This window comes from Methylobacterium sp. E-016 (assembly GCF_022829745.1).
Lineage (GTDB): Bacteria > Pseudomonadota > Alphaproteobacteria > Rhizobiales > Beijerinckiaceae > Methylobacterium.
The window spans coordinates 18,380-44,917 of record NZ_JAKSYF010000076.1; the positions used below are offsets into that span (position 1 = coordinate 18,380).

28 protein-coding genes are annotated in these 26,538 nt (G+C 72.9%); 12 read left to right on the forward strand and 16 right to left on the reverse strand.

Annotated features, from left to right (window positions below; translation table 11 throughout):
- Nucleotides 1-109 precede the first annotated feature (109 nt).
- From MKK68_RS07955 to holA, 5 genes are all read left to right on the forward strand, one after another.
- Nucleotides 110-1,708, forward strand: coding sequence for an ABC transporter substrate-binding protein (locus tag MKK68_RS07955; RefSeq protein WP_244029698.1), 1,599 nt, complete (start codon nt 110-112; stop codon nt 1,706-1,708).
- A 108-nt stretch (nt 1,709-1,816) separates the two neighbouring features.
- Nucleotides 1,817-3,217, forward strand: coding sequence for an amidase (locus MKK68_RS07960; protein ID WP_244029700.1), 1,401 nt, complete (start codon nt 1,817-1,819; stop codon nt 3,215-3,217).
- 139 nt (nt 3,218-3,356) lie between these two features.
- Entirely contained in the window at nt 3,357-4,208 is an 852-nt protein-coding gene (locus MKK68_RS07965; RefSeq protein WP_147729549.1) for an acid phosphatase, read from the forward strand.
- Nucleotides 4,209-4,734: 526 nt separating this feature from the next.
- On the forward strand, nt 4,735-5,295 hold the full coding sequence (gene lptE / locus MKK68_RS07970) for an LPS assembly lipoprotein LptE (protein ID WP_147728217.1): 561 nt from the start codon (nt 4,735-4,737) through the stop codon (nt 5,293-5,295).
- A gap of 22 nt (nt 5,296-5,317) precedes the next feature.
- On the forward strand, nt 5,318-6,349 hold the full coding sequence (gene holA, locus MKK68_RS07975; RefSeq protein WP_147844017.1) for a DNA polymerase III subunit delta: 1,032 nt from the start codon (nt 5,318-5,320) through the stop codon (nt 6,347-6,349).
- A 110-nt stretch (nt 6,350-6,459) separates the two neighbouring features.
- On the opposite strand, the gene arsH is transcribed toward holA, so the two are convergent.
- A complete protein-coding gene (arsH, locus tag MKK68_RS07980) occupies nt 6,460-7,197 on the reverse strand; it encodes an arsenical resistance protein ArsH (protein ID WP_313899219.1) in 738 nt (245 codons plus the stop codon).
- A 50-nt stretch (nt 7,198-7,247) separates the two neighbouring features.
- Between arsH and MKK68_RS07985 the strand changes: the two genes are divergently transcribed.
- Entirely contained in the window at nt 7,248-7,607 is a 360-nt protein-coding gene (locus MKK68_RS07985) for an ArsR/SmtB family transcription factor (protein ID WP_147728220.1), read from the forward strand.
- Between the two features lie 119 nt (nt 7,608-7,726).
- Here MKK68_RS07985 and MKK68_RS07990 read toward each other — a convergent pair whose 3' ends face one another.
- The 5 genes from MKK68_RS07990 to mnmG all read right to left on the reverse strand — a co-directional run bounded on the left by MKK68_RS07990 (nt 7,727) and on the right by mnmG (nt 12,843).
- The gene (locus MKK68_RS07990; RefSeq protein WP_147728221.1) at nt 7,727-7,993 is read right to left on the reverse strand and encodes a hypothetical protein; all 267 of its coding nucleotides are present in this window, start codon (nt 7,991-7,993) and stop codon (nt 7,727-7,729) included.
- 254 nt (nt 7,994-8,247) lie between these two features.
- A complete protein-coding gene (locus MKK68_RS07995) occupies nt 8,248-9,144 on the reverse strand; it encodes a ParB/RepB/Spo0J family partition protein (RefSeq protein ID WP_147728224.1) in 897 nt (298 codons plus the stop codon).
- A 96-nt stretch (nt 9,145-9,240) separates the two neighbouring features.
- Complete coding sequence (locus MKK68_RS08000; protein ID WP_147728222.1) at nt 9,241-10,089, reverse strand: ParA family protein; 849 nt, start codon at nt 10,087-10,089, stop codon at nt 9,241-9,243.
- 50 nt (nt 10,090-10,139) lie between these two features.
- Nucleotides 10,140-10,766: a 16S rRNA (guanine(527)-N(7))-methyltransferase RsmG gene (rsmG, locus tag MKK68_RS08005; RefSeq protein WP_147728223.1), complete on the reverse strand. Its 627-nt coding sequence runs from the start codon at nt 10,764-10,766 to the stop codon at nt 10,140-10,142.
- A 202-nt stretch (nt 10,767-10,968) separates the two neighbouring features.
- The gene (mnmG, locus tag MKK68_RS08010) at nt 10,969-12,843 is read right to left on the reverse strand and encodes a tRNA uridine-5-carboxymethylaminomethyl(34) synthesis enzyme MnmG (protein ID WP_244029702.1); all 1,875 of its coding nucleotides are present in this window, start codon (nt 12,841-12,843) and stop codon (nt 10,969-10,971) included.
- Between the two features lie 358 nt (nt 12,844-13,201).
- Between mnmG and MKK68_RS08015 the strand changes: the two genes are divergently transcribed.
- Nucleotides 13,202-13,354: a hypothetical protein gene (locus MKK68_RS08015; protein WP_244029704.1), complete on the forward strand. Its 153-nt coding sequence runs from the start codon at nt 13,202-13,204 to the stop codon at nt 13,352-13,354.
- Between the two features lie 188 nt (nt 13,355-13,542).
- Here MKK68_RS08015 and mnmE read toward each other — a convergent pair whose 3' ends face one another.
- Nucleotides 13,543-14,847, reverse strand: coding sequence for a tRNA uridine-5-carboxymethylaminomethyl(34) synthesis GTPase MnmE (gene mnmE / locus MKK68_RS08020; protein WP_244029707.1), 1,305 nt, complete (start codon nt 14,845-14,847; stop codon nt 13,543-13,545).
- A 174-nt stretch (nt 14,848-15,021) separates the two neighbouring features.
- Here mnmE and bla point away from each other — a divergent pair, with 174 nt between their 5' ends.
- The 4 genes from bla to panC all read left to right on the forward strand — a co-directional run bounded on the left by bla (nt 15,022) and on the right by panC (nt 17,892).
- Nucleotides 15,022-15,903 (forward strand): class A beta-lactamase, encoded by an 882-nt coding sequence (gene bla, locus MKK68_RS08025; protein WP_244029709.1) that lies wholly within the window; start codon nt 15,022-15,024, stop codon nt 15,901-15,903.
- The gene (locus tag MKK68_RS08030; protein WP_147729711.1) at nt 15,903-16,394 is read left to right on the forward strand and encodes an aminoacyl-tRNA deacylase; all 492 of its coding nucleotides are present in this window, start codon (nt 15,903-15,905) and stop codon (nt 16,392-16,394) included. Before bla ends, MKK68_RS08030 begins: the two co-directional genes overlap by 1 nt.
- Nucleotides 16,395-16,466: 72 nt before the next feature.
- Nucleotides 16,467-16,823, forward strand: a complete 357-nt coding sequence (locus tag MKK68_RS08035) for a hypothetical protein (protein WP_409567197.1) — start codon at nt 16,467-16,469, stop codon at nt 16,821-16,823.
- 211 nt (nt 16,824-17,034) lie between these two features.
- Nucleotides 17,035-17,892, forward strand: a complete 858-nt coding sequence (gene panC, locus MKK68_RS08040; protein ID WP_147844367.1) for a pantoate--beta-alanine ligase — start codon at nt 17,035-17,037, stop codon at nt 17,890-17,892.
- A 19-nt stretch (nt 17,893-17,911) separates the two neighbouring features.
- Here the strand turns inward: panC and MKK68_RS08045 are convergent, their stop codons facing one another.
- The 7 genes from MKK68_RS08045 to MKK68_RS08075 all read right to left on the reverse strand — a co-directional run bounded on the left by MKK68_RS08045 (nt 17,912) and on the right by MKK68_RS08075 (nt 24,594).
- Nucleotides 17,912-18,790 (reverse strand): transporter, encoded by an 879-nt coding sequence (locus tag MKK68_RS08045; RefSeq protein ID WP_409567198.1) that lies wholly within the window; start codon nt 18,788-18,790, stop codon nt 17,912-17,914.
- Nucleotides 18,791-18,986: 196 nt separating this feature from the next.
- On the reverse strand, nt 18,987-20,303 hold the full coding sequence (locus MKK68_RS08050; protein WP_409567200.1) for an alpha/beta hydrolase family esterase: 1,317 nt from the start codon (nt 20,301-20,303) through the stop codon (nt 18,987-18,989).
- 106 nt (nt 20,304-20,409) lie between these two features.
- Nucleotides 20,410-20,844, reverse strand: coding sequence for a CopG family transcriptional regulator (locus tag MKK68_RS08055; RefSeq protein WP_244029734.1), 435 nt, complete (start codon nt 20,842-20,844; stop codon nt 20,410-20,412).
- A gap of 105 nt (nt 20,845-20,949) precedes the next feature.
- Nucleotides 20,950-21,678 (reverse strand): DNA polymerase III subunit epsilon, encoded by a 729-nt coding sequence (gene dnaQ / locus MKK68_RS08060; protein WP_244029713.1) that lies wholly within the window; start codon nt 21,676-21,678, stop codon nt 20,950-20,952.
- Between the two features lie 67 nt (nt 21,679-21,745).
- The gene (locus MKK68_RS08065) at nt 21,746-22,447 is read right to left on the reverse strand and encodes a Smr/MutS family protein (protein ID WP_244029715.1); all 702 of its coding nucleotides are present in this window, start codon (nt 22,445-22,447) and stop codon (nt 21,746-21,748) included.
- 190 nt (nt 22,448-22,637) lie between these two features.
- On the reverse strand, nt 22,638-23,846 hold the full coding sequence (locus MKK68_RS08070) for a murein transglycosylase A (RefSeq protein ID WP_243947993.1): 1,209 nt from the start codon (nt 23,844-23,846) through the stop codon (nt 22,638-22,640).
- Between the two features lie 31 nt (nt 23,847-23,877).
- Entirely contained in the window at nt 23,878-24,594 is a 717-nt protein-coding gene (locus MKK68_RS08075; RefSeq protein WP_244029717.1) for a Tim44/TimA family putative adaptor protein, read from the reverse strand.
- A gap of 465 nt (nt 24,595-25,059) precedes the next feature.
- On the opposite strand from MKK68_RS08075, the gene secB reads away from it, so the two are divergent.
- Nucleotides 25,060-25,560, forward strand: a complete 501-nt coding sequence (secB, locus tag MKK68_RS08080; protein WP_147729755.1) for a protein-export chaperone SecB — start codon at nt 25,060-25,062, stop codon at nt 25,558-25,560.
- 144 nt (nt 25,561-25,704) lie between these two features.
- Here the strand turns inward: secB and MKK68_RS08085 are convergent, their stop codons facing one another.
- Both MKK68_RS08085 and MKK68_RS08090 read right to left on the reverse strand, forming a co-directional pair.
- Entirely contained in the window at nt 25,705-26,031 is a 327-nt protein-coding gene (locus MKK68_RS08085) for a helix-turn-helix domain-containing protein (protein ID WP_147844690.1), read from the reverse strand.
- Nucleotides 26,006-26,368, reverse strand: coding sequence for a type II toxin-antitoxin system RelE/ParE family toxin (locus tag MKK68_RS08090; RefSeq protein WP_187275658.1), 363 nt, complete (start codon nt 26,366-26,368; stop codon nt 26,006-26,008). Before MKK68_RS08090 ends, MKK68_RS08085 begins: the two co-directional genes overlap by 26 nt.
- Nucleotides 26,369-26,538: the final 170 nt, after the last annotated feature.

The following is a 26,538-nucleotide window of genomic DNA, read 5'->3' on the forward strand; positions in this document are numbered from 1 at the left end:
CAAGATCGTTGGCGCAGGTCTTGCCCGGAGGGACTGTCCCCCTCGCCCGCAGGGGCCTCCCCCCTCGCCCGCAGGGGCTTTCCCGGACCCACGCATGAGAAGCCGCACGATGCTCGGCCGTACTCTGGCTGCCCTCGCCGTCACCACCGCGCTGGCCGCGCCGCCGGCGCTCGCCGAGAGCGTCCTGCGCATCGCGATGACCGCGACCGACATTCCCACCGCCACCGGCATGCCCAACAACGGCTTCGAGGGCATGCGCTTCCTCGGCTACCCGATCTTCGAGGGGCTGGTGCAGTGGGACCTCACCCGCACCGACCGGCCGGCCGGGCTGATGCCGGCGCTCGCCACCGCCTGGGAGCAGTCGGCCGAGGACAAGCGGGTCTGGACCTTCCACCTGCGCGACGGCGTGCGCTTCCACGACGGCGAAGCGTTCGATGCCGACGCGGTGATCTGGAACCTCGACCGCTACTTCAAGAACGACAGCCCGCAATTCGAGGCGCAGGGCGCCGGCATCTCCCGCGCCCGGGTGCCAATCATGGGCAGCTACAAGAAGCTCGACGACAGGACGGTGCAGATCACCACCACGCAGGTGGCCTCGTACTTCCCCTACATGGCGGTGTACCTGCTGTTCACCTCCCCGAAATCGTTCGAGAAGGCCGGGCGCGACTGGGCCAAGGTGCAGGCGGTGCCGGCCGCCGGCACCGGGCCGTTCAAGCTGACCAAGGTGACGCCGCGGGAATCGGCGGATCTCGCCCGCAACGACGGCTACTGGGACAGGTCCCGCCTCGCCAAGGTCGACCGGGTCCGCCTGATGCCGATCCCCGAGGCCAACGCCCGGATCGCCGCGTTGCGGGCCGGCCAGGTCGACTGGATCGAGGTGCCGGCGCCCGACGCGATCCCGTCGCTGAAGGCCGCGGGCTTCGCCGTCACCACCGGCACCTACCCCCATGTCTGGCCGTGGATCTTCAACATCGGCGCGACCAACAGCCCGGTGAAGGACGTGCGCGTGCGCCAGGCCCTGAACTACTGCGTCGACCGCGCGGCGGTGGTCAGCTTCCTCAACGGCACCGCGGAGGCCGCCAGCGGCTGGTTCAACGACGGCAACCCGGATTTCGGCACCCCCAAGAACCGCTACGGCTTCGATCCGAAGCGGGGCAAGGCGCTGCTGGCCGAGGCCGGCTTCACCGCCAGGAACCCGCTCGCGCTGAAGATCATGATCTCGGCCTCGGGCTCGGGGCAGATGTCGCCGATGCCGATGAACGAGTTCCTGCAGGAGAACCTCAAGCAGGCCTGCGACGTCGACGTATCGTTCAACGTCGTCGAGTGGCAGATCCTGCTGAACTCGAGCCGGGCGCTGCCCGACGCGGCCAGCCTGCAGGGCTCGAACGCCCTCAACGTCTCCTCGCCCACATCCGATGCGGGCGTGATGGTGCGCTACTTCGCGGCCGACCGGTTTCCGCCCAACGGCTTCAACTTCCCGAACTGGACCGACGCGCCCTTCGACAAGGCCCTGAAAACGCTCGCCGAATCGAGCGATCCGGCCGAGATCTCGGCCGCCACCAAGGCCGCGCACGAGCGCCTCGTCGACGACCCGCCCTGGCTCTACGTCGTCCACGACCTCAACCCCCGCGGCATGAGCCCGAGGGTGAAGGGGTTCGTCTCGCCGCAGAGCTGGTTCGTCGACCTGACGCTGGTGAGCCTGCCGTAGCCGCGTCCGACGCTCGACGCCCCGTCGTTCCGGGGCCGCGTGAGCGGCGCCCCGGGACGACGGGATGGCCCCCGACCACGACGACCGGACATTAAAGGGTCCTTCCGGATGACCGACACGACGAACGCCATCGCCGACCTCTCCGCGACCGAGCTCGCAAACAGAATTGCCGGCAAAACGCTGTCGCCGGTCGAGGCCGTGGCGGCGATGCTCGACCGCATCGCCGCCCGCGAGCCGAAGCTCCAGGCCTTCACCGAGGTGTTCGCCGACGATGCGCGGCTGGCGGCCGAGGGCGCGGACCGGGCGATCCGCTCCGGCCACGCGGTCGGGCCGCTGCACGGGGTGCCGATCGCGCTGAAGGACCTGATCGACCTCGAGGGCCGCATCACCCTGGGCGGCTCGGCCGCCCACCGGGCGCGGCGCGCCGCCCGCACCGCCACCATCGCCCGGCGCCTGATCGCGCAGGGGATGATCGTGCTCGGCAAGACCCACACGGTGGAGTTCGCCTATGGCGGCTGGGGCACCAACCCGCATCTCGGCACCCCGTGGAACCCGTGGGACCTCGCGGTCGCCCGCACGCCCGGCGGATCGAGCAGCGGCACCGGCGTCGCGGTGGCGGCGCGGATGGCGCCCTGGGGCATCGGCACCGATACCGGCGGCTCGGTGCGCCTGCCCGCGGCCTTCTGCGGGCTGACCGGGCTGAAGGTCACCGTCGGCCGGGTCTCGACCCACGGCATCGTCCCGCTCAGCGCGACCCTCGACACCCCCGGCCCGCTCGCCCGCAGCGTCGCCGACGCCGCGCTGCTCTACGCGGCGATCTCCGGCCCCGATCCGCTCGACCCGGCGACCCGCGGCATCCTGCCCGTCGACCCGTTCCCGACCCTGAACCGCGGCGTGCGCGGCCTGCGGCTCGCGCGGATGCCGGAGGCCGAGCGGGACGGCTGCTCGGCCGAGATACTGGCCGCCTACGACGCCTCCCTCGACGTGCTGTCCGGGCTCGGCGCGGAGATCGTCGACGTCGCGCTGCCGTTCCGCTTCGCCGACCTCGTGGCGATGAGCGGGATCACCAACGCCGAGGCCTACTTCGTCAATGGCGCGCTCGCCGAGGACGCGGCCGCGCCGCTCGGCGACGCGGTGCGCGCGCGCATCCTCGGCGGGCGCACCCTGTCGGCGCAGGAGTACCTCGCGACGCTCGAGCGCCGCGACGCGCTCAAGCGCGACCTCGCGCGCGCCTGGGACGGGATCGACGCGATCCTGACGCCCACCACCGAGACCGCGGCCGTGCCCCTGGCGGAGGTCGACGAGCTGCACCTGCCCTCCCGCTTCACGCGCTTCGCCAACCTGCTCGACCTGTGCGGCCTCAGCCTGCCGAACGGCGTCTCGCGCGGCGGCCTGCCGCTCTCGCTGCAGATCGTCGGCCGCGGCTACGACGAGGCGCTGGCCCTGCGCATCGGGCAGGCGTTCCAGGGCGCGACCGACTGGCACCTGCGGGCGCCGTCCGGGTTCTGAGGGGGCGGCTCTTCCCTCCCCCCTCAAGCGGGAGAGGGAAGAGGTGAGGTCGCGATCGGAAAAGTCGCGGTGCCGTCGTATCCCGTTCAACGTCCGGGCGTTATGGCTTGGGCCTCGCCCGCCCCGGAGGACGGACCCGATGCCGCGTTTCCCGATCGCCCTGGCGCTCCTCGCGCTCCTCGCTCCCGCCGTGCATGCCGAGACCCCGGCCACGGCCGAGCCGTCGGCGCCCTCCGTCGCCGCCGACCCGGTCCGCCCGGACAAGCCGGCGCACAAGCCGTACCTGACCGGCACGGGCGTGCCCGACACCGTCCAGATCCTGCCGGCGCCGCCGGCGAGCCACTCGACCCTGGAGGCGGCCGACCGCGCCGCCTTCAACGCCACGCGGGCGATGAAGGGCACGCCGCGCTGGGAGATGGCCGCCACCGACGTGGCCGAGGGCGCGGCCGCGATCCTCGAGACCTTCGCCTGCGTGCTCGGCACCCGCATCGACCAGGCCCGCGTGCCGGCGGTGATCACCCTGTTCGAGCGCGCGCGCCTCGACATCGCCGCCGGCACCCGCGGTCCGAAGGTGCATTACCGGCGCCTGCGCCCCTTCGTCGGCAACGAGGCGCCGATCTGCGTGCAACGGACCCAGGCGCTCGCCGACAGCTTCAGCTATCCGTCGGGCCACGCCACCCAGGGCTGGGCCTACGCCCTGATCATGGCCGCGCTGGTGCCCGAGAAGGCCACCGCCATCCTCGCCCGCGGCCGGGCCTACGGCGAGAGCCGCGTGGTCTGCGGCGTGCACTGGCTGAGCGACGTCGCCGCCGGGCGCACCAACGGCTCGGTGATCTTCGCGGCGCTCGTCGGCGACGCCGCGTTCCGGGCCGATCTCGACCGGGCGCGGGCCGAGCTCGCCAAGGTGCTGGCGGGCGAGCGCAAGCCCCCGGATCAGGCCTTCTGCAGCCGCGAGGCCGACGCCCTGAAAAGCCCCGGCCTCGAGTTCTAGACGGCCGCGATCCGTGGGAAATCCCGGATCCGTACCCGTCTCGGCACGCGATTGCGACGATGCCGTCGTGACGATCGCGCGTGCGTGACCGGGAAGCATGCCCGCGCGCGCCGCGACCACCCGTCGTCAGGTTTCGCGCGTGCTGCCCGGTCAGCGTCACCCCACGCGTCAACGCTCCGGCGGCGGCTGCACCGCCTGCGTCGGCCCGGCACGGCCCGAGACCGGCACGATCCTGGTTCGAGACGCCGCAGGCGGTCTCGATGGCGGCTCGCGCGCAGCAGGACGGCCGCGCCCGCAGGCGCCGAAGCGGCCGGTCGACGCCCCCCGGGGAGCGTTCCCGCCGACGTCTTCGGCTTCGCCGCGGCGCGACGCGTCCGGCCTCCGCGGCCCGCGGTCACCGACCTCGGCGACCCAACTCCCGCCGCAGACGAATCGTAAGGGATCGCGCGTAGGGTCGTGGCGCCGGGCCGTTCGCTCGCGCTAAAGAACCCTGGACGAGACGGATTGCGGCGGGCGGATGAGGCGGATGGCGGACACAACGATCGGGACCGCGACGGCTCGCGCCGCGGCGCGGGCGGCCCGTCTCGCCTGCGTCGCAGGCCTCGCGCTCAACCTCTCGGCCTGCTTCCGCCCGCTCTACGGGCCGACGGCGTCCGGCGAGTCGCTGCCCGCGCTGCTCGCCGGCATCCAGGTCGACGACATCGCGATGGCACGCGACCAGGAGCGCATCGGGCACTACCTGCGCAGCGAGCTGATCTTCGCCCTCGACGGCTCCGGCCAGCCCGGGCCGAAGCGCTACCGGCTGAAGCTGCAGGGCAGCGAGTCGGTGCAGACGCCGATCGTCTCGACCACCACGGGCCGCGCCGAGGCCGGCACCATCGTCGGCGTGGTCAAGTACAGCCTGGAAAACCTCGACGGCACCAAGATCGTCACCGAGGGCGTGGCGACCTCGACCGCGACCTACGACCGCTCGGTGCAGCGCTTCGCATCCCTGCGCGCCGCCCGCGACGCCGAGATCCGCCTCGCCTCGGTGCTGGCCGACCAGATCAAGACCCGCCTCGCCTCGGTGCTCTCGGCCAAGCCTTGAGGATCGGGCGGGGAGCCCGGGCGTGACCGCGGTCAAGGCCGGCGAGATCGAGGGGTTGCTGCGGCGCGGGCCGGACCCGCGCATGCCGGTGATCCTGCTGTTCGGCCCCGATACCGGGCTGGTGGCCGAGCGCGCCAAGCAGCTCGCCGAGGGCTTCGTCACCGATCCGGGCGACCCGTTCGCCCTGGTGCGGATCGACGGCGACGCGCTCGCCGGCGATCCCGGCCGGCTCGTCGACGAGGCCGGCACCGTCGGGCTGTTCGGCGACAAGCGCGCGATCTGGGTGCGCCCGACGAGCCGGCCGATCGCGCCCGCCGTCGAGGCGCTGCTCAAGGGCGAGATCCAGGGCACGCGCATCGTGATCGAGGCCGGCGATCTGGCCAAGACCGCGCCGCTGCGCACGCTGTGCGAGAAGTCGGCCAAGGCGCTGGCGATCCCGTGCTACGCCGACGACGCCCGCGCGATCGCCGACCTGATCGACCGGACGCTGGAGGCGCGCGGCCTGCGCATCGACCGCGACGCCCGCACCCTGCTGGCCGAGAGCCTGGGCGGCGACCGCCGGGCGAGCCTCGCCGAGATCGAGAAGCTCGCGCTCTACGCGGCCGGCACCGGAACCGTCGGGCTCGACGACGTCGAGGCGGTGGTGAGCGACGTCGCCGGCAGCCAGCTCAACACCCTGATCGACGCCGCCTTCGCGGGCCAAGGCGACGTGGTGGAGCGCGACATCCGCCGCTTCCGCCACGAGGGCCTCGACCCCTCGGCGATGCTGGGCTCCGGCCTGCGCCATGCGCTGCAGCTGCTCGCCGTGCGGATCGAGGGCGGCGACAAGGCGCCGAGCCTGATGGTCGCGAGCTGGCGCGGCCTGCACTTCAAGCGCAAGGGCAGCATCGAGACGCAGCTCGCCCGCTGGAGCCCCAACACCCTGCGCCAGGCGGTGCAGATCCTCCAGGACGCGATCCTGGCCTGCCGCCGCTCCGATCCGGTCCTGGCCCACGCCCACGCCTCCTCCGCCCTGCTGCGGATCGCGACGCAGGCGGCGCGGCGACGGGGCTGAGGCCCGGATCGCGCAACCAAAGCCCGCCGATCGGCGCCGATCCGGCTTGACGAGCGACCGCCGCGCCGGATCACGCTGCGTGATCCGGCCGAAGCCGGCCGGGCCGCCGCCTACGGCTTGGCGAACCCGATGTCGGCGGCCACCGCATCGAGGCGCGCGGGCGCCCGCTCCTTCCGCTCGGAATAGCGGTCGACCAGAAGGTCGGCCCGCTCGCGGGTGAGCAGCGTGAACTTGTAGAGCTCCTCGCAGACGTCGACGACGCGGTCGTAGAGCGGCCCCGGCTTCATCCGGCCGGCCTCGTCGAACTGCGTGTAGGCGGCGGGCACCGAGGACTGGTTGGGGATGGTGATCATCCGCATCCAGCGCCCGAGCACGCGCAGGGCGTTGACGGCGTTGAACGATTGCGAGCCGCCCGAGACCTGCATCACCGCGAGCGTGCGCCCCTGCGTCGGGCGCACCGAGCCCTCCGAGAGCGGCAGCCAGTCGATCTGGCTCTTCATCACGCCGGTGAGCGTGCCGTGGCGCTCCGGGCTGACCCAGACCTGCCCCTCCGACCACAGCGAGGCGGCGCGCAGCTCCCGGACCTTCGGATGGTCGGCGGTGGCGTCGTCCGGCAGCGGCAGGCCGTCAGCGTGATAGATCCGCACCTCGCCACCCATCGCCGCGAGCAGGCGGGCCGCCTCCTCGGCCAGGAACCGGCTGAAGGCGCGCGCGCGCAGCGATCCGTACAGGATGAGGAATCGCGGCGGGTGGGCGAAGCCGGTCTTCGGCGCGAGGGTGCCCGGCGTCGGCACGGCGAAGTGCTCGGCGGCGATGTTGGGCAGATCGGCGAAGGGCAGCTTGTCCACGCGTCGGGCGTCCGTTATGTTTCAAGATTCATTGAAATATTGGACCGACGATGGACGAAGCGCAAGCTCTAGCCGCCTTCGGCGCGCTCGCCCAGGCGCACCGCCTGCGGATCGTGCGCCATCTCGTGACCGCGGGGCCGGACGGCGTCGCGGCCGGTGCCCTCGCCGGCGCGGTCGGCGTCTCGACCTCGAACCTGTCGTTCCACGTGAAGGAGCTCGAGCATGCCGGGCTGATCGCGTCTCGGCGCGAGGGCCGCTCGATCCTCTACAGCGCGGCCTACCCGGCGCTCGGCGGGTTGATCCAGTTCCTGATGCGCGATTGCTGCCAGGGCCACCCGGACGTCTGCGCGCCGGCCCTGTCCGCCCTCGACGCCTGCCGAATCCTCACCGATGACGAACGCCATCGCTGACGCGACGGCCGCCGGAGCCCCGCCGATCGACGTCGCCTCGGGGGGCGTCCGTCCGTGCCGCCCGCCCGAGGCGGTGCGCGATCTGCTCCCGATCGGCGCGGCTGGCGGCCGGGGCCGGCTCACCGCCCCTCGGAGATCCGCCGGCCCTTGGTCTCGCGCTTGTAGAGGGCGATCGCCGCGGCGCATTCGGGCGACAGCTTGCTCAGGTTGGCCCGGAAGCAGGCCTCCACCGCCGGGCCGCCGGGCGGGTGCTCGCTGCAATGCTCGAGGTAATCGCCGGTGCAGTTCTGCTTCAGCGCCTCGCGGATGGAGCTGGTCTGGGCAAGGCCGAGACCGGGGATCGCGAGAAGGCCTGCGGCCAGGATCATCGTGCGGAGGCGGGGCATGGAGGTGTCCGTGCGAAGGATGGAACGGGCCGCGCGAACGGCCGGAGGCCGGCACCGAGGCCCGAATGCGAGCCTGCAGGCCCCGCCGCGACGCCACGGCGTGGACCGATGGAACGCGCGCCCGGACGGTGGACGCAGCCCGCTTCTAGGCGCGCGCACGCCGCCGCCACAAGGCTCGGCCCCGCATCCGTCCCGGGATCGGACGCGGGGGCAAGAGATCGAGACGCCGCGATGAGGCGTCCGGCGTCGACCGGTCAGCCGGCGTCGGGCACCTGGAAGCGGCGGCAGAGATCCTCGAATTCCTGGGCCGTGCCGTAGCGGATCCGGATCTCGCCGGCCTCGGACGACTTCGCCTTCAGGGTCACGCCGAGGCCGAGCGCCAGGGCGAGGCGGCTTTCCAGCGAGCGCACCTCGGCGGTCTTCTCGGTCAGCCCACGCGGCCGGCCGGGCCGCGGCACGTCGTCGGGTTGCTGCTCGGACGCGGCGATCGCCTCGACGTCGCGCACCGTCAGCCCCTCCTCGACGATGCGCTTGGCCACCAGCTCGGGCGCGCGCACGCCGAGCAGCGCGCGGGCATGGCCGGCGGTGATCTCGGCCGCGACCAGCCGCTCCTGCACCTTCGCCGGCAGGTTGAGCAGGCGCAGGGTGTTGGCGAGGTGGCTGCGGCTCTTGCCCAGGATCTCGGCAAGCTCGCGCTGTGTATAGGAGAACTCGCTCATCAGCCGCTCGTAGCCGGAGGCCTCCTCGATGGCGTTGAGGTCGGCGCGCTGGATGTTCTCCAGGATCGCGAACTCGAGCGAGGCGCGGTCGTCGATCTCGACCACCACCACCGGCACCTCGTCGTGCCCGGCGCGCTGAGCCGCGCGCCAGCGGCGCTCGCCCGCCACGATCTCGAACGTGCCCGGCACCTCGCCGAGCGCCCGCACCACGATCGGCTGGATGATGCCGCGCATGCGGATCGAGGCGGCGAGCTCGTCGAGGTCGGTCTCGCTGAAGCTGCGGCGCGGGTTGCGCGGGTTCGGCCGCAGGAACTCGACCGCGACCTTGCGCTGCGCCTGCACCTTGCCCGCCTCGTTGCCCGCATCCCCGAAATCGCCGATCAGGGCCGCGAGCCCGCGCCCCAGCCGGGGCCGTGCCACCTCGTCCGCCATCCCGCTCACCCACTCACTCCGTTACGCATCGTTACGCCGTACACCCGAACCGTCCCGGGCCGCATCCGCCCGCCGAAACGGGCGGGTCGCGACCGCTCACGCCGCCGCCGGCACCCGGCCCTCGCGCTGGATCACTTCCGAGGCGAGCCGCAGGTAGGCCTGCGAGCCCGCGCATTTCAGGTCGTAGAGCAGCACCGGCTTGCCGTGCGAGGGCGCTTCCGACACGCGGACGTTCCTCGGGATCATGGTCTCGTAGACCTTCTCGCCCATGAAGCCGCGCACGTCCGCCACCACCTGCGTCGACAGGTTGTTGCGCGGATCGAACATCGTCAGCACGATCCCCTGGATCGTCAGCTTCGGGTTCAAGGCGCCGCGCACCTGCTCGACGGTGCGCAGCAGCTGGCTCAGGCCCTCGAGCGCGAAAAACTCGCATTGCAGCGGCACCAGCACCGCATCGGCGGCGGCGAGCGCGTTGATGGTCAGCAGGTTCAGCGAGGGCGGGCAGTCGATCAGCACGTAGCTGACGTCGCGCGTCGCGTTCGCGTCGCGCAGGCCCCGCAGCACGTTGCGCAGGCGGTGCGCCCGGTCGGGCAGCGAGGCCAGCTCCAGCTCCAGGCCGAGCAGGTCCATGGTCGAGGGCGCCACCGACAGGCGCGGAACCGCGGTGGGCACCACGGCCTGGGCCAGCGACGCCTCGCCCGCCATCACCTCGTAGGTCGAGACCCGGCGGGCGCGCCGGTCGATGCCGAGCCCGGTCGATGCGTTGCCCTGCGGGTCGAGGTCGATCACCAGAACCTGCTCGCCGATCGCCGCGAGCGCGGTGCCGAGGTTGATCGCCGTCGTGGTCTTGCCGACGCCGCCCTTCTGGTTGGCCAGCGCCAGCACCCGGAGCGGCCGCGCGGGCGCGGCATCGGCAGCGGGATGGGGAGTCGCGTCGCTTGTCATGGGCGCCTGGGAGACGGGAACGCTTGGGGGGAGTGGCAGGCTCTCGAGAGCTAGGGGCTCTTGGGAGCGAGGGCGGTGACGCGGACGATCCGGGCGGCCGACTCGGTTCGGCTCGGAATGAGATCGTGGCCGACTGTCCACCGCTCCGCGGCATCGGTCAATTCCGCAACCGCTTCCCGTCCCTTCGGAAACAGCCCGGTGGTGCCCGTTTTCAACAGTGGCTCGGTCCAGGCGAGAAGCTGGTCGAGCGGCGCGAGCGCCCGGGCGCAGACCACGTCGACCCCGTGGTGATCGCCGATCACCGCCTCGATCCGCGCGTTGTGGACCGTTACCGGCGCCCCGGTGACCCGGGCCGCCTCGGTCAGGAAGGCGCACTTGCGGGCGTTGCTCTCGACGAGGTCGACGCGGATGCCGGGCGGCCCGGCGATCGCCAGGATCAGCCCGGGGATGCCGGCGCCCGAGCCGAGGTCAAGCCAGCGGCGCGCCTCCGGCATCAGATCGAGCAGCTGCAGCGCATCGGCCACGTGCCGCGTCCAGACCTCAGCCAGGGTCGCCGGCCCGACCAGGTTCTTGATCGTCTGCCAGCGCGCCAGCTGCGCCACGTAGAGATCGAGCCGTTGCGCTGTTTCACGTGAAACATTCGCGGCGGCGAGCACGCGGTCGCGATCGGCGCTCATCGCGAGGCCCCCGGAAGGCTTCGGACGACATCCGCGGGTTCCCCTCCCCCCCGTGCGGGGGAGGGTGGGCCTCGCGTCAGCGAGGGTCGGGAGAGGGGAGCACCTTTTCCGGAAACGGAGCTCCCCTCTCCCCCCCTGCTCCGCAGGGTACCCTCCCCCGCAGAGGGGGGAGGGAAGACGCGTGTTGCGGCTAGGACCATCCTTACGATGCCACTGCCTCGCGACGCCGCGCATGGGCGGCGAGCAGCGTCAGCGCGGCCGGGGTGACGCCCTCGATCCGCGCCGCCTGCCCCAGGGTTCCCGGCCGCACGGTCTCAAGCTTGATCCGCATCTCGTTGGAGAGCCCGGCGATGCGCCCGTAATCCAGCCGAACCGGCAGGCTCACCGCCTCGTCGCGGCGGAAGGCGGCGATGTCGGCATTCTGCCGGTCGAGATAGACCGCGTAAGTCGCATCCGTCCGCAGGCGCTCGGCGATCCGCGGCGAGACCGCGCTCAGCTCGGGCCAGACCGAGGCCAAGCGGCCCCAGTCCAGATCGGGATAGGAGAGAATTTGGAAGGCGGTGCGGCGGATGCCGTCCTGGTTGAGCGCGAGGCCGTGGGCCTGCGCCTGGGTCGGCGTCAGGGTCAGCGCGTCGAGGCGGGCGCGCACCGCCGACAGCTCGGCCTGCGACGCGGCGAAGTGCGCCGCCCGCCGGGTCCCGACGCAGCCGAGCGCGGCCCCGCGCGGGGTCAGGCGCTCGTCGGCGTTGTCGACGCGCAGGCTCAGGCGATACTCCGAGCGCGAGGTGAACATGCGGTAGGGCTCGCTCACCCCATGGGTGACGAGGTCGTCGATCATCACGCCGAGGTAGGATTCCGCCCGGTCGAAGGTCGCCACCGCCGCGCCGCCGGCGATCCGTGCGGCGTTGATGCCGGCGACCAGCCCCTGCCCCGCCGCCTCCTCGTAGCCGGTGGTACCGTTGATCTGCCCGGCGAGCAGCAGGCCCGGCAGGCGCTCGGCCTGGAGCCCGGCATCGAGCTCGCGCGGGTCGACGTAATCGTACTCGATGGCGTAGCCCGGCCGCAGGATCCGCGTCGCCTCCAGGCCCGGGATCAGGGCGACGAGCCGGTGCTGCACCGTCTGCGGCAGCGCGGTGGAGATGCCGTTCGGGTAGATCGTCGGGTCGTCGAGGCCTTCGGGCTCGAGGAAGATCTGGTGGCCCTCGCGGTCGCCGAAGCGCACCACCTTGTCCTCGATCGACGGGCAGTAGCGCGGGCCGCGGCTGCTGATGCCGCCGGAATACATCGGCGACAGGTGCAGGGTCTCGCGAATCAGGTCGTGGACCGCTTGCGTCGTCCGGGTGATGCCGCAGCGGATCTGCGGCGTGGTGATCCGCTCGGTCAGGGTCGAGAACGGCACCGGCTCGGCGTCGGCCTCCTGCATCTCCAATCCCGACCAGTCGATGGTGCGGCCGTCGAGGCGCGGCGGGGTGCCGGTCTTCAGGCGCCCGAGCCGGAAGCCGAGCCGGTCGAGGGTCCGGGCCAGCCCGACCGCCGGCGCCTCGCCGACGCGGCCGGCCGGGATCTGAACCGGGCCGATATGAATCAACCCGCGCAGGAAGGTGCCGGTGGTGAGCACCACCGCGCCGCCGCTGAGCGTACGCCCGTCGCCGAGCACGATCCCGGCGACCCGCCCGTCCCGCACCACCAGATCCTCGCAGGCGCCTGCGACCACGGTCAGGTTCCGGGTCTCGGCCACCGCCGCCTGCATCGCCGCCGCGTAGAGCTTGCGGTCGGCCTGGGTGCGCGGCCCGCGCACCGCCGGGCCCTTGCGCCGGTTGAGCAGCCGGAACTGGATGCCGGCCGCGTCGGCGACCCGGCCCATCAAGCCGTCGAGGGCGTCGACCTCGCGCACGAGATGGCCCTTGCCGAGGCCGCCGATCGCCGGATTGCACGACATCGCGCCGATGGTCGCCGGATCGTGCGTGACGAGGGCGGTGCGTGCGCCGCACCGGGCGGCGGCCGCCGCCGCCTCGACGCCGGCATGGCCGCCGCCGACGACGAGGACTTCGAAGGCCTGTGGAGACGTCTCACGCATCCGCGGGATGTGCCGCCGCGCTGCGGAAAGGTCAATCGCCCGGGATCCGCCGAGCGGGATGGCATCGATCGTGCCCCATCCAGAGGCACGGTGCCGTCGCCTTCGGCAACGAATACTGCATTCGATCAGTCGATCCATCCGGCCCGAGCCTTGCCGCACGATGGTCGACTGCGTTCGGCAGTCGATCATGGCGAATTTCGATGCCGACTCGCGATGAAACCCCTTGCGGGACTCACGATCGCGTGTCATCGACGATCTGTGAACGACTTATGAACGGACAACGGCGTCCGTCCCGGCCACCCGGGATTTCGTGACATCGCAGACCTCGCACGTGCGAGGGCGACCAACGAGGATCAAGATGATGCACATCATCACCATCGGCCTGGGTGCGCTCTGTTGCGCCGGCGGGGCCGTCGCCCACTTCATCGATCCGAGCCAGCGCAAGGAAGGCGTCTTCGGCCTCGCCGGCTTCGGCTTCCTGCTCACCGGCATGTTCCTGACCCGCTCGTGACACGCGATCGGGTTTTCACGTGAAACATCGGGCGTGTTTCGCGTAAGCCGGTGACAGGGTCGACATCGTCGGCGTCGTCTGTCGACATCGCCTTGGGCGACCAGCCCGCGCGACGCACGCGCTGAGTCGGTGCCGCGCGACAGCATCGAGCCGCCACTCTCTCCGCGCACGGAAGGGGGAAAGCCGGGCTACTTGCCGATGCAGAAGCCGGAAAACAGGCGATCGAGCACCGCCTCGATCCCGACATGGCCGCCGACCTCGCCGAGCGCGCGGACGGCCAGGCGCAGATCCTCGGCCACCAGTTCCGGCATCGCGGCGACGGCGGGCAGCCGGTCGAGATGGGCGACGCAGCGCTCCAGGGCGTCGCGGTGGCGCTCGCGGGTGATGAGCGCATCGCCGCCGCCGAGCGCGGCCTCGGCCTCTGCGGCGATGGCATCGAGCAGCGCCGGCATCCCCTGCCCCGTCAGCGCCGACACGGCGAGGCCGCCGCCGGACCCGTCGGCGAGGTCCGCCTTCGTCCGCACGCGCAGCACCCGGCCGGTCGCCGCGGGCTCGGTCGCCTCCGGGCCCGGCGGCACCAGCATCAGGACGAGGTCGGCTTCCGCCATCCGGCGGCGGGTGCGCCGGATGCCCTCGGCCTCGACCGGATCGTGCGTCTCGCGCAGGCCCGCGGTGTCGACCAGCATCACCGGCAGGCCGCCGAGATCGAGCCGCACCTCGATCGCGTCCCGGGTGGTGCCCGGCACCGGCGAGACGATCGCCGCGTCGCGCCGGCTCAACGCGTTGAGCAGCGTCGACTTGCCGGCGTTCGGCGGCCCGGCGAGCACGACCCAGAACCCCTCGCGCACCCGCTCGCCGCGGCGCCCGTCGGCGAGCGCCGCGGCGATGGCGGCACGCAGGCGGGCGGCGCGGTCGAACAGGGCGCGATCCAGGGCCGCGTCGTCGACGTCGCCCTCGTCGGAAAAATCCAGCGCCGCCTCGGCGGCGGCCAGGCAATCGATCGCCTCGTCGCGCCAGGCCGCGACCTGCCGGCCGAGGGCGCCATCGAGCTGGCGCAGGGCCTGACGGCGCTGGGCCTCGGTCTCGGCCTCGATCAGGTCGGCGACGCCCTCGGCCTCGGTCAGGTCCATCCGGCCGTTGAGCACGGCCCGCCGGGTGAAGGCACCGGCTTCAGCCGGGCGGCAGCCGGGAAAGGCGGTGAGCGCGCGGATCACGCCGGCCCGCACCGCGATGCCGCCATGCAGGTGCAGCTCCGCCATGTCCTCGCCGGTGACTGTGCTCGGCCCCGGCATCCAGGCGATCAGCGCCCGGTCGAGGATGGCGCCGTCGGCGGGGTCGCGCAGCGTCCGCAGCGAGAGGCGGCGCGGCGCCGGCAGGGGGCCCGCAAGCGCCGTGAGCACGGCACCGGCGGCCGGGCCGCTGACGCGGATCACCGCGATGGCGGCGCGCCCGAAGCTGGAGGCCGGGGCGAACAGGGTGGGGGGATCGCTCATGGTCGGATCGCTCATGCTCGGATCGCTGATGGGGGCCCGGGGCATCCCGGCATCCGCCCATCCGCGCGGGGGTGGCCGTCATCGATCGGCCGCATCCCGGCGAAAGGGTCTTGCCTCGGCAAACGACGTTGCGCAAACCGCGGCGCCGCGAAACCCGTCCGGAGGGAGCACGCCATGGCCCATACCCGTCGCGCGGTCGTCGCCGGCCTGGCGCTCGCCGGGCCAGCGCTCTCCGCCCGCGCCGCCGATCGGCTCGGCGCCGCCGCCGGGCGCATCGGGGCGGTCGAGGTGCGCCTCGGCGGTCGGGTCGGCGTGGCGTTCCGCGACGCGACGGGCGTGTTCCTCGGCCACCGCGCGGACGAAGCGTTCGCGCTGTGCAGCACCTTCAAGGTGCTGGCGGCGGCGGCGATCCTGGCCCGCGTCGCCGCCGGCCGCGAAACGCTCGATCGGCGCATCGCCTACGGGGCGGACGATCTGCAGAGCTACGCCCCGGTCACGCGCTCGGCCCTGGATGCGGCCGGCGGCGGCCGTGCGGAGATGTCGGTCGATGGGCTCTGCGCGGCGGCGATCGTCCGGAGCGACAACACCGCGGCCAACCTGCTCCTCGACGCGCTGGGCGGACCGGCGGCGCTCACCGCCTGGCTGCGCGGGCAGGGCGACGCGGTCACCCGCCTCGACCGGACCGAGCCGACCCTCAACACCGCCCTGCCCGGCGATCCGCGCGACACCACCAGCCCGGCCGCGATCACCCGGACGCTGGACCGCTGCCTCCTCGGCGACGCGCTGGCCCCGCCGCACCGGGCGCGGCTGGAAGCCTGGATGGTCGCCTGCGAGACCGGCGGGGCCAAGCTCCGTGCCGGCCTGCCGCCCGCCTGGCCGGTCGGCGACAAGACCGGCAGCGGCGACAACGCGACGTCGAACGTCGTGGCGATCCTGCATCCGCCGGGCCGGGCGCCGATCCTCGCGGGCGTGTTCCTGACCGGCTCGGAGGCGCCGCCGGCCGCGCGGGACGCCGCCCATGCCGAGATCGGCCGCATCCTGGCGGAGGCGGTGTGATGGCCAAGGCGACGCCGCGGGCGACCCCCGCCTCGCGGGCGCTGGACAAGGCCGGCATCGCCTACGCGATGGTGGGCTACGCCTACGACCCGGAGGCGCCGCGCATCGGCCTGCAGGCGGCCGAGGCGCTCGGCGTCGAGCCGGGCTGCATCCTCAAGACCCTGATGGCCGCCGTCGACGGCCAGCCGGTCTGCCTGCTCGTCGCCTCCGACCGGGAGGTGGCGATGAAGCGGGTCGCCGCCGCGATGGGCGGCAAGGCGGCGTCGATGCTGAAGCCGCCGGAGGCGGAGCGGATCACCGGCTACCACGTCGGCGGGATCAGCCCGCTCGGAGCCAAACGCCGGGTGCCGGTGCTGATCGATGCGGGATCGCTCGCCGGCCGCACCGAGATCCACGTCAACGGCGGCGGGCGCGGCCTGCAGCTGCGGCTTGCGACCGCCGACCTCGTCACGGTGCTCCAGGCCCGGCTGGTCGCGTTGGCCGATCGGTAACGATCGGTTCACCCTCTGCGCCGACACTGGCACCGCGTGCCCGGTTTCCGCGGGTCGGGGGACGACGTGCGCATGCGCGCGAGAGCGATGATCCGGGCCTGCTTCCTCTGCGGCTTCGCCGTGGGGCCCGCCGGCGCGGCCGACCTATTCGCCCCCGAGCCGGGGCCGGCCTATGGCGGCCCCGTCGTGAGCGCGCCGCGCTACTTCCCGCGCGGCGACGGCAGCGACGGCGTCCTGCTTCACGCCGCCCCGCCCCCGCGCCGGGTCGCCTGCCTGCCGCGCCGCGCGCCGGTGCCGACCAACGCGCCCGACGATCCGAGCTACGTCGGCTCGTCCTACGGCCTGTCGAAGCCGAGCTATTACGGCCTCACGCCCCCGCCGGGCGTCGACGACCCGTTCGGCCGGCCCCTGCTGCCGTATTGCCGATGAGCGCGGCGAGTTTGTTCCACCAGAAGCGGGGACCTGAGGTCGCCGCGAATCCGCGCCGCTTCACCGCGTCTGCAGACGTGCATTCTTGGACGCAAGGCACGGCCCGGATGCATCATCGTTTCGGCAGGGTCGGCGCAGATCGCAGGCGCATGCTGGCATGCGGCGAAGAGGGCGCTTAAGGCAGCGCTCGACGCCGCCGCCGGAGCCCGCCATGCCAGCCCATCCCACCCCCGAGACGCAGGCCATCGCCGATCTCGCCCGCTTGCGCGAGACGGTCGCCGCGTGGCGCGCGGCCGGCGACCGCGTCGTGCTGGTGCCGACCATGGGTGCGCTGCATCGCGGCCACCTCGCGCTGATCGCGCATGCGCGGACCCTGGGCGAGCGCGTGGTGGCGAGCGTCTTCGTCAACCCGACCCAGTTCGGCCCGAGCGAGGATTTCGCCCGCTATCCGCGCGACGCCGCGAGCGACCTCGCCCTGCTGGCGCAGGCCGGGACGGACGCGGCCTGGATGCCGGAGGCGGCCGCCATGTACCCGCCGGGGTTTTCGAGCCGCATCGAGGTGGGCGGCCTCACCGAGGGGCTGTGCGGCGCCTTCCGCCCCGGCCACTTCTCGGGCGTGGCCACCGTGGTGACGAAACTGCTCAACCAGGTCCGGCCGGATGCCGCCCTGTTCGGCGAGAAGGATTTCCAGCAGCTGCAGGTGATCCGCCGCGCGGTCGCCGACCTCGACCTCGACGTCGCGATCCACGGCATGCCGACGATCCGCGAGGCCGACGGCCTCGCCCTGTCCTCGCGCAACCGCTACCTCGCGCCGGCCGAGCGGGCGACCGCGCCGAAGCTCCACGCGGTCCTGTCCGACATCGCGGCGCAGGCGCGGGACGGCGGCGAGACGGCACCCGCCATCGCGCGCGGGATCGCCGCGCTGGAGGCCGCGGGATTCGCCGTGCAGTACCTCGCCGTCTGCGATGCGGCGACGCTGGCCCCGCTCGCCCGCGTCGACGGCCCGGCTCGCGTGCTCGCCGCCGCCTATCTCGGCAAGACCCGTCTGATCGACAACGTCGCGGTGTGAGCTCCCGGCCGCGCCGGCGTCAGCGCTTGGCGAGCAGCGGCTCGGGCTGCGGCCCGTCCGTCTTGTCGCCCGGCTGATCGTCGAGCTTGCCCAGCGGCACGATCGCCCGCAGCCAGCCGCGGGTGTCGAAGCCGCCGTAATTGCGCTCGGCGACGTCCCGGGTGACGTAGGCCTGCAGGTTCACCGGCCCGAAATTGTAGCCGACGAGGGCGCCGACGGCGAACTGGCCCTGACGCTGGTAGCTCGCCCGGCCGGTCGGCAGGTCGGTGGAGCCGAAGGCGACGGCACCGACCTCGAGCTTGCCGAACTTCTTCGTCGCGGTCAGGTCGAGGTTGAGGAAGTCCGGGTAGTACGTGCCGGTGGGCGAGGTGGTGTCGAAGAAGATCCCGTAGAGGAAATGCGCCGTCAGGTTCCAGCCGTCGCCGTTGTAGGTCGCGGCGAAGCGCTGGTGCAGCACCGGGTTCCGGATCACCACCTTGGTGTCGCTCGGCAGGTAGGCGCCGAGCAGGTAGCTGACGCCGACATGCTGGCCGAGATCCCAGGCGAGCTGGGCCGCGAGCAGGGTCTGGCCGAACCCGCTCTGGTAGCGCGCGCCGTTCGGCGCCGTCGCGGTCACCGGCTGCAGCACCGTGAACTGGAGCCGGGCATCCAGCACCCGCCACGGCGTCGCCCAGATGATGGACGGCAGGTTGACGTTGAGTTCCGAGTCGCGGGGTCGCGTGTCGCGCACGCCGAAGCTCGACGTGTCGATGAGGTACAGCCCCTCCGCCAGCGGAAACCCGGCCGGCAGGCCGACGGTCTGGCCCGGCTGCGCGGCCGAGCCCGCCCGGGCGGCTCCGTGCGCGGCGCACGCCACCGCTGCGCCCACGAGCGCCACCTTCCAACCCGACACCGGCACGCAACCCTCCTCCGCCGACGCGGTTCGCCGGCAAACGGACCATGCACGGATCGCGGCCGATCCGCCGCCTCCGATCGCGGGCACCGCACGATCGCAGGTTCGGCGTTGCAACCGGGCCACGCCGTCGCCGGGACGGCGCCCGGCCACTCGAGCATTTTCCAGCGAGGTGGATCCCGGCTCGCGTGAAGAAAATGCTCTAGACCCCCTTGGGATGCGCGGCGAAGAAGTCGAGCATCGCGCGCGAGGCGTCGGGCCCGTGCGGATCGGTGAAGCTGCCGGCCCGGTCGCCGCCGGACCAGGCGTGGCCGGCGCCGCGCACCCGCCAATCCTCCAGCATCACCCGGCCCGCCGCGTCGGCGTAGCGGGTGCGGGTGTAGGGATGGCCGTCGCCGTCGAATTGCTCGCGCGAGGGCGTCAGCGCCGCGGCGCCCGCCTGTGCCAGCACCTGGTCGGCGTTGCGGATGCTCACCGTGGTGTCGTCCTCGCCGTGGAAGACGATCGTCGGCACGCGGGTGCCGCCGGGGCCGGCCGCGCCCATCTGCATCGCCATCATCGCCGAGCCGACGTCGCGGGCGCACGACGCGGCGAGGCCGGAATGCACGCCCACCGCCGCGTAGAGATCGGGAAAGGCGCGGGCGATGTTGGCCGCCGCCGCCCCGCCGGCCGAGAGCCCGGCGATGAAGACGCGGTCCGGGTCGATCGCGTGCTCGGCCATCACCGCGCGGGTGAGCCCGGCGATGATCGCGGCCTCGCCGGTCTCGCGGCCCTGGTCGCGCGGCTCGAACCAGTTCCAGCAGCGTTGCGCGTTGGCGCGGCCGGTCTGGACCGGGTAGGCGACGAGCACGCCGTCGCGCTCCGCCAGCCGGTTCATGCCGGTGCCGACGGCGAAGTCGTCCGCGGTCTGGTTGCAGCCGTGCAGCATCACCACGAGCGCGGCCGGATTCTGCGGCCGGCTCGGGACGAACAGGCGATACTCGCGCGCACCCGCCGGCCCGGCGAAGCTTTTGGTGACGAGCGATCCCTCGCCCTCGGCGGGCTCGGCCGAGCGGCCCGGCATCGGCGGCTTGGCGAAGCCGAAGCCGGGCGCCAGCCCCTTCGTGTTGAGGCCTTTGGTGTTCAAGCCCTTGGCGCTCAGGCCCTTCAGCACCGGCGCCAGCCCGCGCACGACGCCTTCGACCGCCGCACGCAGCTTCTCCGGGATCGGGCCGGCCGACGCGGTTTCGGCTCGGGGCGAAGCGCTCCTCGGCGCGGCCTCGGGCCTGGGCGCGGCCGCGGGCTTGGGCGCGGCCTCGACCTTCGCCTCGGCCCGGGGCGCGGATCGCGGGGCGTCGTCGATGCGCTCGGCGGTCAGGTCGAGGGTCGGCGGCTCGATCGCCTTCGGCGTGTCCTGCGGCGTGTCCCGCGGCGTCGCGTGGCCGCCGAGGCTGCGCTGGATCAGGTCGGTCGCCTCCGCGAGGCGGCCGGCACCGGTCAGCCGGGTCGCCTCCATCATGTCGGCGAAGCGGTCGCGCATCGAGTCGGAATGGTCGGTCATGGGAAGTCCTGGGGATCGCCGGGGGCGGATCGGAATGGGGCAGGAGGCTCGGAGCGGAGGCTCGGAGCAGAGGCGCGGCAGCGCCTCAGCGCAGCCGGTCGGCCAGCGCGGCGCGGACGGCGGGGCTGGCCTGGAGGCTGCCGAGCACGTCGAGGGAGGCGATCGCCGCACGGGCGAGGTCGGGGGTCACGTCGTCGGCGATGGTGGCGAGGCCGAGCACGCGGATGTCCAGCATCCGTCCCTCGGCCCGGGCCGCCTCGAGGCTGGCGCGGTCGATGTGGCGCAGGCCGAGCTCGACGCTGCGCCGCGCCATCGACTGGCGCGTCACGTCGGCATGCCGCTCGATCTGGTTGCGGATCGCGGTGCGGATGAAGTCGCTGCGGTTCGAGAACACCCCTTCGGCCACGAGCAGGTCGACGTGCCCGAGGTCGACATGCCCGAGGTTGATCGTGATCTTCTCGCTCTCGGGCTGCCGCGCCGCCGCCCGCGTGGGCTTCGGCCGTACCATCACATCCATCATCGCGACCATCCCGTCACCATCCGTGTGGATGGCATATGGGGGCGCCATATTGCATTGCAATATGGGCTTCGTGCGATGCACCAACCCGTGAGGGCGGCTCTGCCGTCAGACGGCGGTGTCCTCGCCGATGTACTCGGCCCAGATCGCGCTGGCGCCGAGGCCGGCGCGGAATGCGGCGTGGCGCTCGCGCTCGGCGTCGGTCAGGCGGGCGCGGGCGGTGCGGACCGTGCGCACGACGCTCTCGGCGCTGCGGTCGACCACCGCGTCGGCGACCGTGGTCGCGCCGAGATCGAACCCGGTCTGCTTGCCGCCCAGCAGCTCGATGTAGACCTCGGCCAGGATCTGCGCGTCGAGCAGGGCCCCGTGCTTGGTGCGGCGGCTGGTGTCGATGCCGTAGCGGCTGCACAGGGCGTCGAGGTTGGCCGGCGCGCCGGGGTGCTTGCGCCGGGCCATCGGCAGGGTGTCGACCACGCTCTCGAGGACGATCGGCGGCGGCGCCTTGGCCCCGAGCCGGGCGTATTCCATGTTGAGGAAGCCGACGTCGAACGGCGCGTTGTGGATCACCAGCCGGGCGTCGCCGCAGAACTCGATCAGCGCGCCGGCGATCTCCGAAAACAGCGGCTTGTCGGACAGGAACGTGTCGGACAGCCCGTGCACCTTGAAGGCGCCCTCCGAGACCGTCCGCTGCGGGTTGCAGTACTTGTGGAACGTCCGGCCCGTGGGGATGTGGTTCAGGAGCTCGACCGCGCCGACCTCGATCAGCCGGTCGCCGGTCTTGGGGTCGATGCCGGTGGTCTCGGTGTCGAGAACGATCTCGCGTACGACGTCGTGCATGATGTCCGGTCCCGAACGCTTCCGCGCGTCGCCTACCCGATTAGCCCGCTCGGGTTAACCCGCGCCTTCAGCGCCGCCGCAGGCGGACGTAGAGCGCGCCGGCGCCGCCGTGGTGGCGGGCGGCCTCCTCGAAGCCGAGCACGATCGGGCGCAGCTCCGCGCCGCGCAGCCAGTGCGGCACCGAGCGGCGCAGCACGCCGCGCTCGGCATAGGCGTCCTCGCCGCCCTTGCCGGTCACGACCAGCACCCGCGCATGCCCGGCGGCGCGCGCCCGCATCAGGAAGCCGACCAAGGCCGCGTGCGCCTCGGCCTGATAGAGCCCGTGCAGGTCGATCCGGCCCTCGATCGCCAGCACGCCGCGGCTGAGCCGCTGGCGCTCGCGCCGCTCCAGCCCGGGCGGGGCGGGGCCCGGGACGAAGGCCGGCCGCACCGGCGTCGGCGGCGGCGGGGCCGGTGTCCCCGCGCCGAGCCGGACCACGCGCCTGGGCTTCTTCGCCGGCGCGACGACGGCGACCGGGCCGGGCACGACGCTCGGCATCGCCGGCACGGGCTCGGGGAGCGGCACCGCCTTCTTGGCAGGGCTTTTGGCCGGCGCAGGTTTCGGCGTCGGCTTCGCCGCGGCCGGCGCCGCGGGCCCTGGGGCGTCGGCAGCCGGCTTGGCCTTCCGCAACGTCGCGCGGGCGCGCAGCGGCGTGATCAGCTTGGCGATCTCGCCCCAGAGATGGGCATCCTCGCGGGACAGCGCCCGCGGCCGGCGCGGCGGCCTCATGCCGGACGCTCGGATCGCGTGAGGTGAAGCGCGGGTCTCTTCTCCCATGGGAGAGGGAGCCGCGCCGTGACGCCCAGGATCCTTCCGGCTTCCACACTCCGACATGCGGACATTCGTTCGTCCGTTCCGGTTCCAGCGAGTCGCGGAAAGCGATGGCATTGGAGCCATGGCGTCGGAGACCAGAACCCCCTCATGGCGCGGCCGGCTTCGGCAGGAGCACGACGAAGCCGGGCTTGGTGTGCAGGTCTCCGGCCGCGACGCCGGCCGCCGCGCCGGTGCCGACGTAGAGGTCGCCGCGGGCCGGGCCGAGGATGGCCGAGCCGGTATCGGCCGCGACCACGAGGTGCCCGCTGCCGGGCTGGCCGGGCAGCCTGCCCTCCAGCCAGAACGGCAGGCCGTAGCGCCAGAGGGTGCCGTCCACCGCCAGGCTGCGGCCGGGGCTGAGGGGCGCGCCGGCTGCGCCCGGCGGCCCCAGGGCGGGATCGGTGACCGGCTCGGTGCGGAAGAAGATGTAGGACGCGTTCATCCGCATCAGCCGGCGGGCGTGGTCCGGGTGCGCGCGCAGCCAGGCGGTCCAGCGGGCGAGGCTGAGGTCGTTCAGGGCGAGGTGCCCCTCCGCCACCAGCAGCTTGCCGATCGAGGTGTAGGGCCGGCCGTTCTTGCCGTCGTAGAGCACGCGGATCGCCGACCCGTCGGGCAGGCGGACGCGGCCGGAGCCCTGCACCTGCAGCACGAACAGGTCGACGGCGTCGCGCAGCCACAGCAGCGGGCGGGTGCGGCCGGCGATCGCCCCGTCCTCGATCGCGGCCCGGTCGGGATAGGCCTCGAACCCGGCCGCCGCCGCGCGCCCGGCGCGCAACGCCGGATCGAGGCCGGGGCGGGTCTCGCCGGGGGCGAGCGTCACGAGGTCGTCGGGCCGGGCGAGCACGGCGGCGGCGAAGCCGGGGCCGGGCGCCAGCGATCCCTCGAGCTGCGGCTCGAAGTAGCCGGTGAGGAACCCGGTCTTCCGCTCGGGCTCGGTGCCGTCGGCCGGGCGCACGACGCGGTAGGCCGAGAACCGCTCCTGGAAGAACCGCCGCGCCCGCTCGGGCCAGCCGGCCCCGGTGCGATCGAGCGCGGCGGCGGCGGTGCAGGCGGCGGCGAGGTCGGCCGGCGACCCGGCGACGCCGGCGGCCTGCGCCGGATCGGGGCCGGGCGCGGCGCAGGTCCGGCGGAAGGCCTCGAAGGCCGCCGCCGTCTCGTCCGCCTGCCAGCCGGGCAGGGCCGCGATCGCGACCGGCTCCAGCACGGCGTTGCCGACGCGCAGCGGCTCGGCGGCGCTCGCCGCGGCGGCCCCCGAAACGAGAGCGACCGCAGCGCGGAACGCTGCGGTCGGACGGGGCGGGTGTCGGGGTGGCATGGCTCTCGGGACGATGGCTGCGCGGGCGCCCTCAGGCCCCGGCTTCGGTCGCGACCAGCTGCCAGTTCGGGTCGCGGGTGCCCAGGGTGCGGGCGAAGGTCCAGACGTCGGGCACCTCGACCACGGCCTCGGCGCTGCCGTCCACCACGACGCCGTCGGCGTTGCGGGTGGCGGTGATGAGGTTGGAGAGGAACCGCACCGTGACCTGCGCGACGCGGTTCCGCACGTCGACGGCGACGATCTCGGCCTTGTCGATCGAGACGAAGGTGGTCTCCACCGTCTGGCGGTTCTTCTCGCGCTCGGCGATGGCGCGCTCGAACGCGTCGCCGACCTCGCGGGAGAGCAGGGATTTCAGGGTCTTCCGGTCGCCCTTGGCGAAGGCGATCATGATCGCCTCGTAGGCGCCCTTGGCGCACTCGATGAAGGCGCGCGGCTCGAAGCCGGGCTCGGCCTGGACGATCGCCTCGAGGCCGCGGGCGACCGCCGAGCCGGGCTCGGCGATGCCGCGCCAGTCGCGCGCCTGGGCCTCGGCGGCGCGCTCGGGCTGGACCCGGTCGGCGCCGGGCAGGCGCACGACGTTGTCGCCGTCGCCGCGGCCGGGCTGGGGCTCGGTGCGGCTGCGGTCGACCGGCTTGAACGGGGCGCGCTCGGCGCCGGTCTTCTGCCCGAGGACCGAGCGCAGCCGCCAGATTACGAAGACGGCGAGCGCCAGGAAGATGATCGTCGTCACGTCGAAGCTGTCCTGCATCACCGATCCGATGGTGGCCGCCGTGGAGCGCGGGTCCCGGCCGCAGCCTTGGCCCGTGCGCGCGGCTCCGGGAAATCCGAGAGGGGTCGCACGATGGTCATGTCACGCCGCACGCATCCTCGAGCGGACGCGGCCGGGCTCTCGAGGAAACGCGCCGCGTCCCCCTTTGCATAGGGGGCAATGGGCATATGGGGCAATGCACCGGCCGGTTCCAGGCGACATCGCGGAGGATCGCCCCGGCCGCGTCGTCGCGACACGCGCCGCCGGGACCGGCCGCGGCCCGACGCCGGCACCCGGTCGGACGGGCGGCGGCGCAGGGTCCGCGCGCCGTCCGGCGCCTCGCTTGTCCGCATCGAACGGGCATGTTAGCGGCCTCGCCTCTGCCCACGACCGCACAGGCATGGCGGTCACCCGTAGCCATCGGCCCGCGGCCGGTGTTCGATCTTTCGAGAAGGATGACCCGCCATGGCCGATTCCCCCGCACCGAACGGCAACGGGCAGGCCGACGAGGCCCCCGCGATCAACGCGCTCGCGCAGTACACCAAGGACCTGTCCTTCGAGAACCCGAACGCGCCGCGCTCGCTCCAGCCCCAGGAGGGCCAGGGCCCGCAGATCAACATCCAGGTCAACGTCAACGCGCAGCAGCTCGCCGAGGCCGACTTCGAGGTCGAGCTGACGCTGGAGGGCGACGCCAAGATCAACGGCGACGTGCTGTTCGCCTTCGACCTGAAGTATGCCGGCGTGTTCCGCATGCGCAACATCCCGCAGGACCAGGTCCACCCGGCGGTGATGATCGAGTGCCCGCGCCTGCTGTTCCCGTTCGCCCGCCAGATCGTGGCCGAGGCCGTGCGCAACGGCGGCTTCCCGCCGCTCTACATCGACCCGATCGACTTCGTCGGCCTCTACCGCCAGAAGGCGATGGAAGCCCAGGGCGCCGGCGAGGCGACCGGCCCCCTCGCCTCCTGAGTTCCGCGGCCTCCCGCGTCTCGACGACAGCCCGGCCGCCCGCGCGGCCGGGCTGTTTCGTTTTCACGGGAAACACCGCATCCGGGCGGCTCGCTGAAAGCGATCCGCCGGCGCGGACAGCCCGGCCGGCACACCCGGGGCGCGTTACAGGATCGCTTCGATGCCCTTGTGGCTCACCAGCGAGAGCAGCTTGAGCGAGGGACCGCCAGGCTTGGCGTCTCCCCGCTCCCACTTGCTCACCAGCGAGGTCGTCACGTTGAGAGCCTTGGCGAAGATCGCCTGGCTCATGTTGGCCTGTTCGCGGATCCGCCGGATGCTCTCGGGCGGCAGCGGCTCGATGGGCGTGAGGCACGAAACATCGAACCGGCGCAGCGTCGCCTTGTCGATCGCCCCGATGGCGTGAAGGTCGCTCGTGGCCTCGTGGATCGATCGAAGCAGATCGCTCCTATAGGTCCGTTTCGGGCTTCTCATCGGAGAGGTCCTTCCACCCCTGGGTTTCGGCAAGCGTCTCGAATCCGGCGTCGCCGACATCTGCGAGGATCTTCGCGAACGCGCGAAGGGTCGTCAGTTCGGCACCCTTGATGTTGGGTTGGACGTTCTTGGGAAAGATGTGCAGGACGACGCATCGCCGGTCCGTGACCAGGAAGAGGACGGCACGGAAATCGCCCTTTCGGCCGACGTGCTGCTTGTACAGGTGAGCGCCGATCTCGGCGTCCACCAGCCCGAGATTGGCCTTCTCGGCGGCCTTGGCGAGCGTGCCCGCGGCGATCTTGCCCTTGCAGGCCTGCTTCCATGCCGAGCGGGTCACGAAAAGTATCATGACACCCCCGACATGGACCGAACCTCGATCCGTTCGGCGGCCTCTCAAGACCGGGTACGCAAGCGCTCGGTACCGACGCCCAAAGTATAGGAACAAATCCTACGGTTCAAGCCTCTCCCCGACCCCGGGGCAGCGCCGCCCTCGGTGCCGTGGAGACC

Excerpts from the sequence above, each read along its gene's own strand:
- MKK68_RS07985 (WP_147728220.1), top strand. The coding sequence starts at position 7,248 with ATGGACGAAGCGCAAGCTCTAGCCGCCTTCGGCGCGCTCGCCCAGGCG.
- dnaQ (WP_244029713.1), bottom strand. The coding sequence starts at position 21,678 with ATGCACGACGTCGTACGCGAGATCGTTCTCGACACCGAGACCACCGGC.
- MKK68_RS08085 (WP_147844690.1), bottom strand. The coding sequence starts at position 26,031 with ATGAGAAGCCCGAAACGGACCTATAGGAGCGATCTGCTTCGATCGATC.
- MKK68_RS08050 (WP_409567200.1), bottom strand. The coding sequence starts at position 20,303 with ATGCGCGACCGCTTCGCCGACATGATGGAGGCGACCCGGCTGACCGGT.
- MKK68_RS08065 (WP_244029715.1), bottom strand. The coding sequence starts at position 22,447 with ATGAGGCCGCCGCGCCGGCCGCGGGCGCTGTCCCGCGAGGATGCCCAT.
- MKK68_RS08000 (WP_147728222.1), bottom strand. The coding sequence starts at position 10,089 with ATGACAAGCGACGCGACTCCCCATCCCGCTGCCGATGCCGCGCCCGCG.
- bla (WP_244029709.1), top strand. The coding sequence starts at position 15,022 with ATGGCCCATACCCGTCGCGCGGTCGTCGCCGGCCTGGCGCTCGCCGGG.
- MKK68_RS07955 (WP_244029698.1), top strand. The coding sequence starts at position 110 with ATGCTCGGCCGTACTCTGGCTGCCCTCGCCGTCACCACCGCGCTGGCC.
- mnmG (WP_244029702.1), bottom strand. The coding sequence starts at position 12,843 with ATGCGTGAGACGTCTCCACAGGCCTTCGAAGTCCTCGTCGTCGGCGGC.
- MKK68_RS08075 (WP_244029717.1), bottom strand. The coding sequence starts at position 24,594 with ATGCAGGACAGCTTCGACGTGACGACGATCATCTTCCTGGCGCTCGCC.
- rsmG (WP_147728223.1), bottom strand. The coding sequence starts at position 10,766 with ATGAGCGCCGATCGCGACCGCGTGCTCGCCGCCGCGAATGTTTCACGT.
- mnmE (WP_244029707.1), bottom strand. The coding sequence starts at position 14,847 with ATGAGCGATCCCCCCACCCTGTTCGCCCCGGCCTCCAGCTTCGGGCGC.
- lptE (WP_147728217.1), top strand. The coding sequence starts at position 4,735 with ATGGCGGACACAACGATCGGGACCGCGACGGCTCGCGCCGCGGCGCGG.
- MKK68_RS08035 (WP_409567197.1), top strand. The coding sequence starts at position 16,467 with ATGCGCGCGAGAGCGATGATCCGGGCCTGCTTCCTCTGCGGCTTCGCC.
- MKK68_RS08070 (WP_243947993.1), bottom strand. The coding sequence starts at position 23,846 with ATGCCACCCCGACACCCGCCCCGTCCGACCGCAGCGTTCCGCGCTGCG.
- panC (WP_147844367.1), top strand. The coding sequence starts at position 17,035 with ATGCCAGCCCATCCCACCCCCGAGACGCAGGCCATCGCCGATCTCGCC.
- MKK68_RS07965 (WP_147729549.1), top strand. The coding sequence starts at position 3,357 with ATGCCGCGTTTCCCGATCGCCCTGGCGCTCCTCGCGCTCCTCGCTCCC.
- MKK68_RS07990 (WP_147728221.1), bottom strand. The coding sequence starts at position 7,993 with ATGCCCCGCCTCCGCACGATGATCCTGGCCGCAGGCCTTCTCGCGATC.
- MKK68_RS07995 (WP_147728224.1), bottom strand. The coding sequence starts at position 9,144 with ATGGCGGACGAGGTGGCACGGCCCCGGCTGGGGCGCGGGCTCGCGGCC.
- MKK68_RS07960 (WP_244029700.1), top strand. The coding sequence starts at position 1,817 with ATGACCGACACGACGAACGCCATCGCCGACCTCTCCGCGACCGAGCTC.
- MKK68_RS08015 (WP_244029704.1), top strand. The coding sequence starts at position 13,202 with ATGATGCACATCATCACCATCGGCCTGGGTGCGCTCTGTTGCGCCGGC.
- MKK68_RS08030 (WP_147729711.1), top strand. The coding sequence starts at position 15,903 with ATGGCCAAGGCGACGCCGCGGGCGACCCCCGCCTCGCGGGCGCTGGAC.
- secB (WP_147729755.1), top strand. The coding sequence starts at position 25,060 with ATGGCCGATTCCCCCGCACCGAACGGCAACGGGCAGGCCGACGAGGCC.
- MKK68_RS08055 (WP_244029734.1), bottom strand. The coding sequence starts at position 20,844 with ATGATGGATGTGATGGTACGGCCGAAGCCCACGCGGGCGGCGGCGCGG.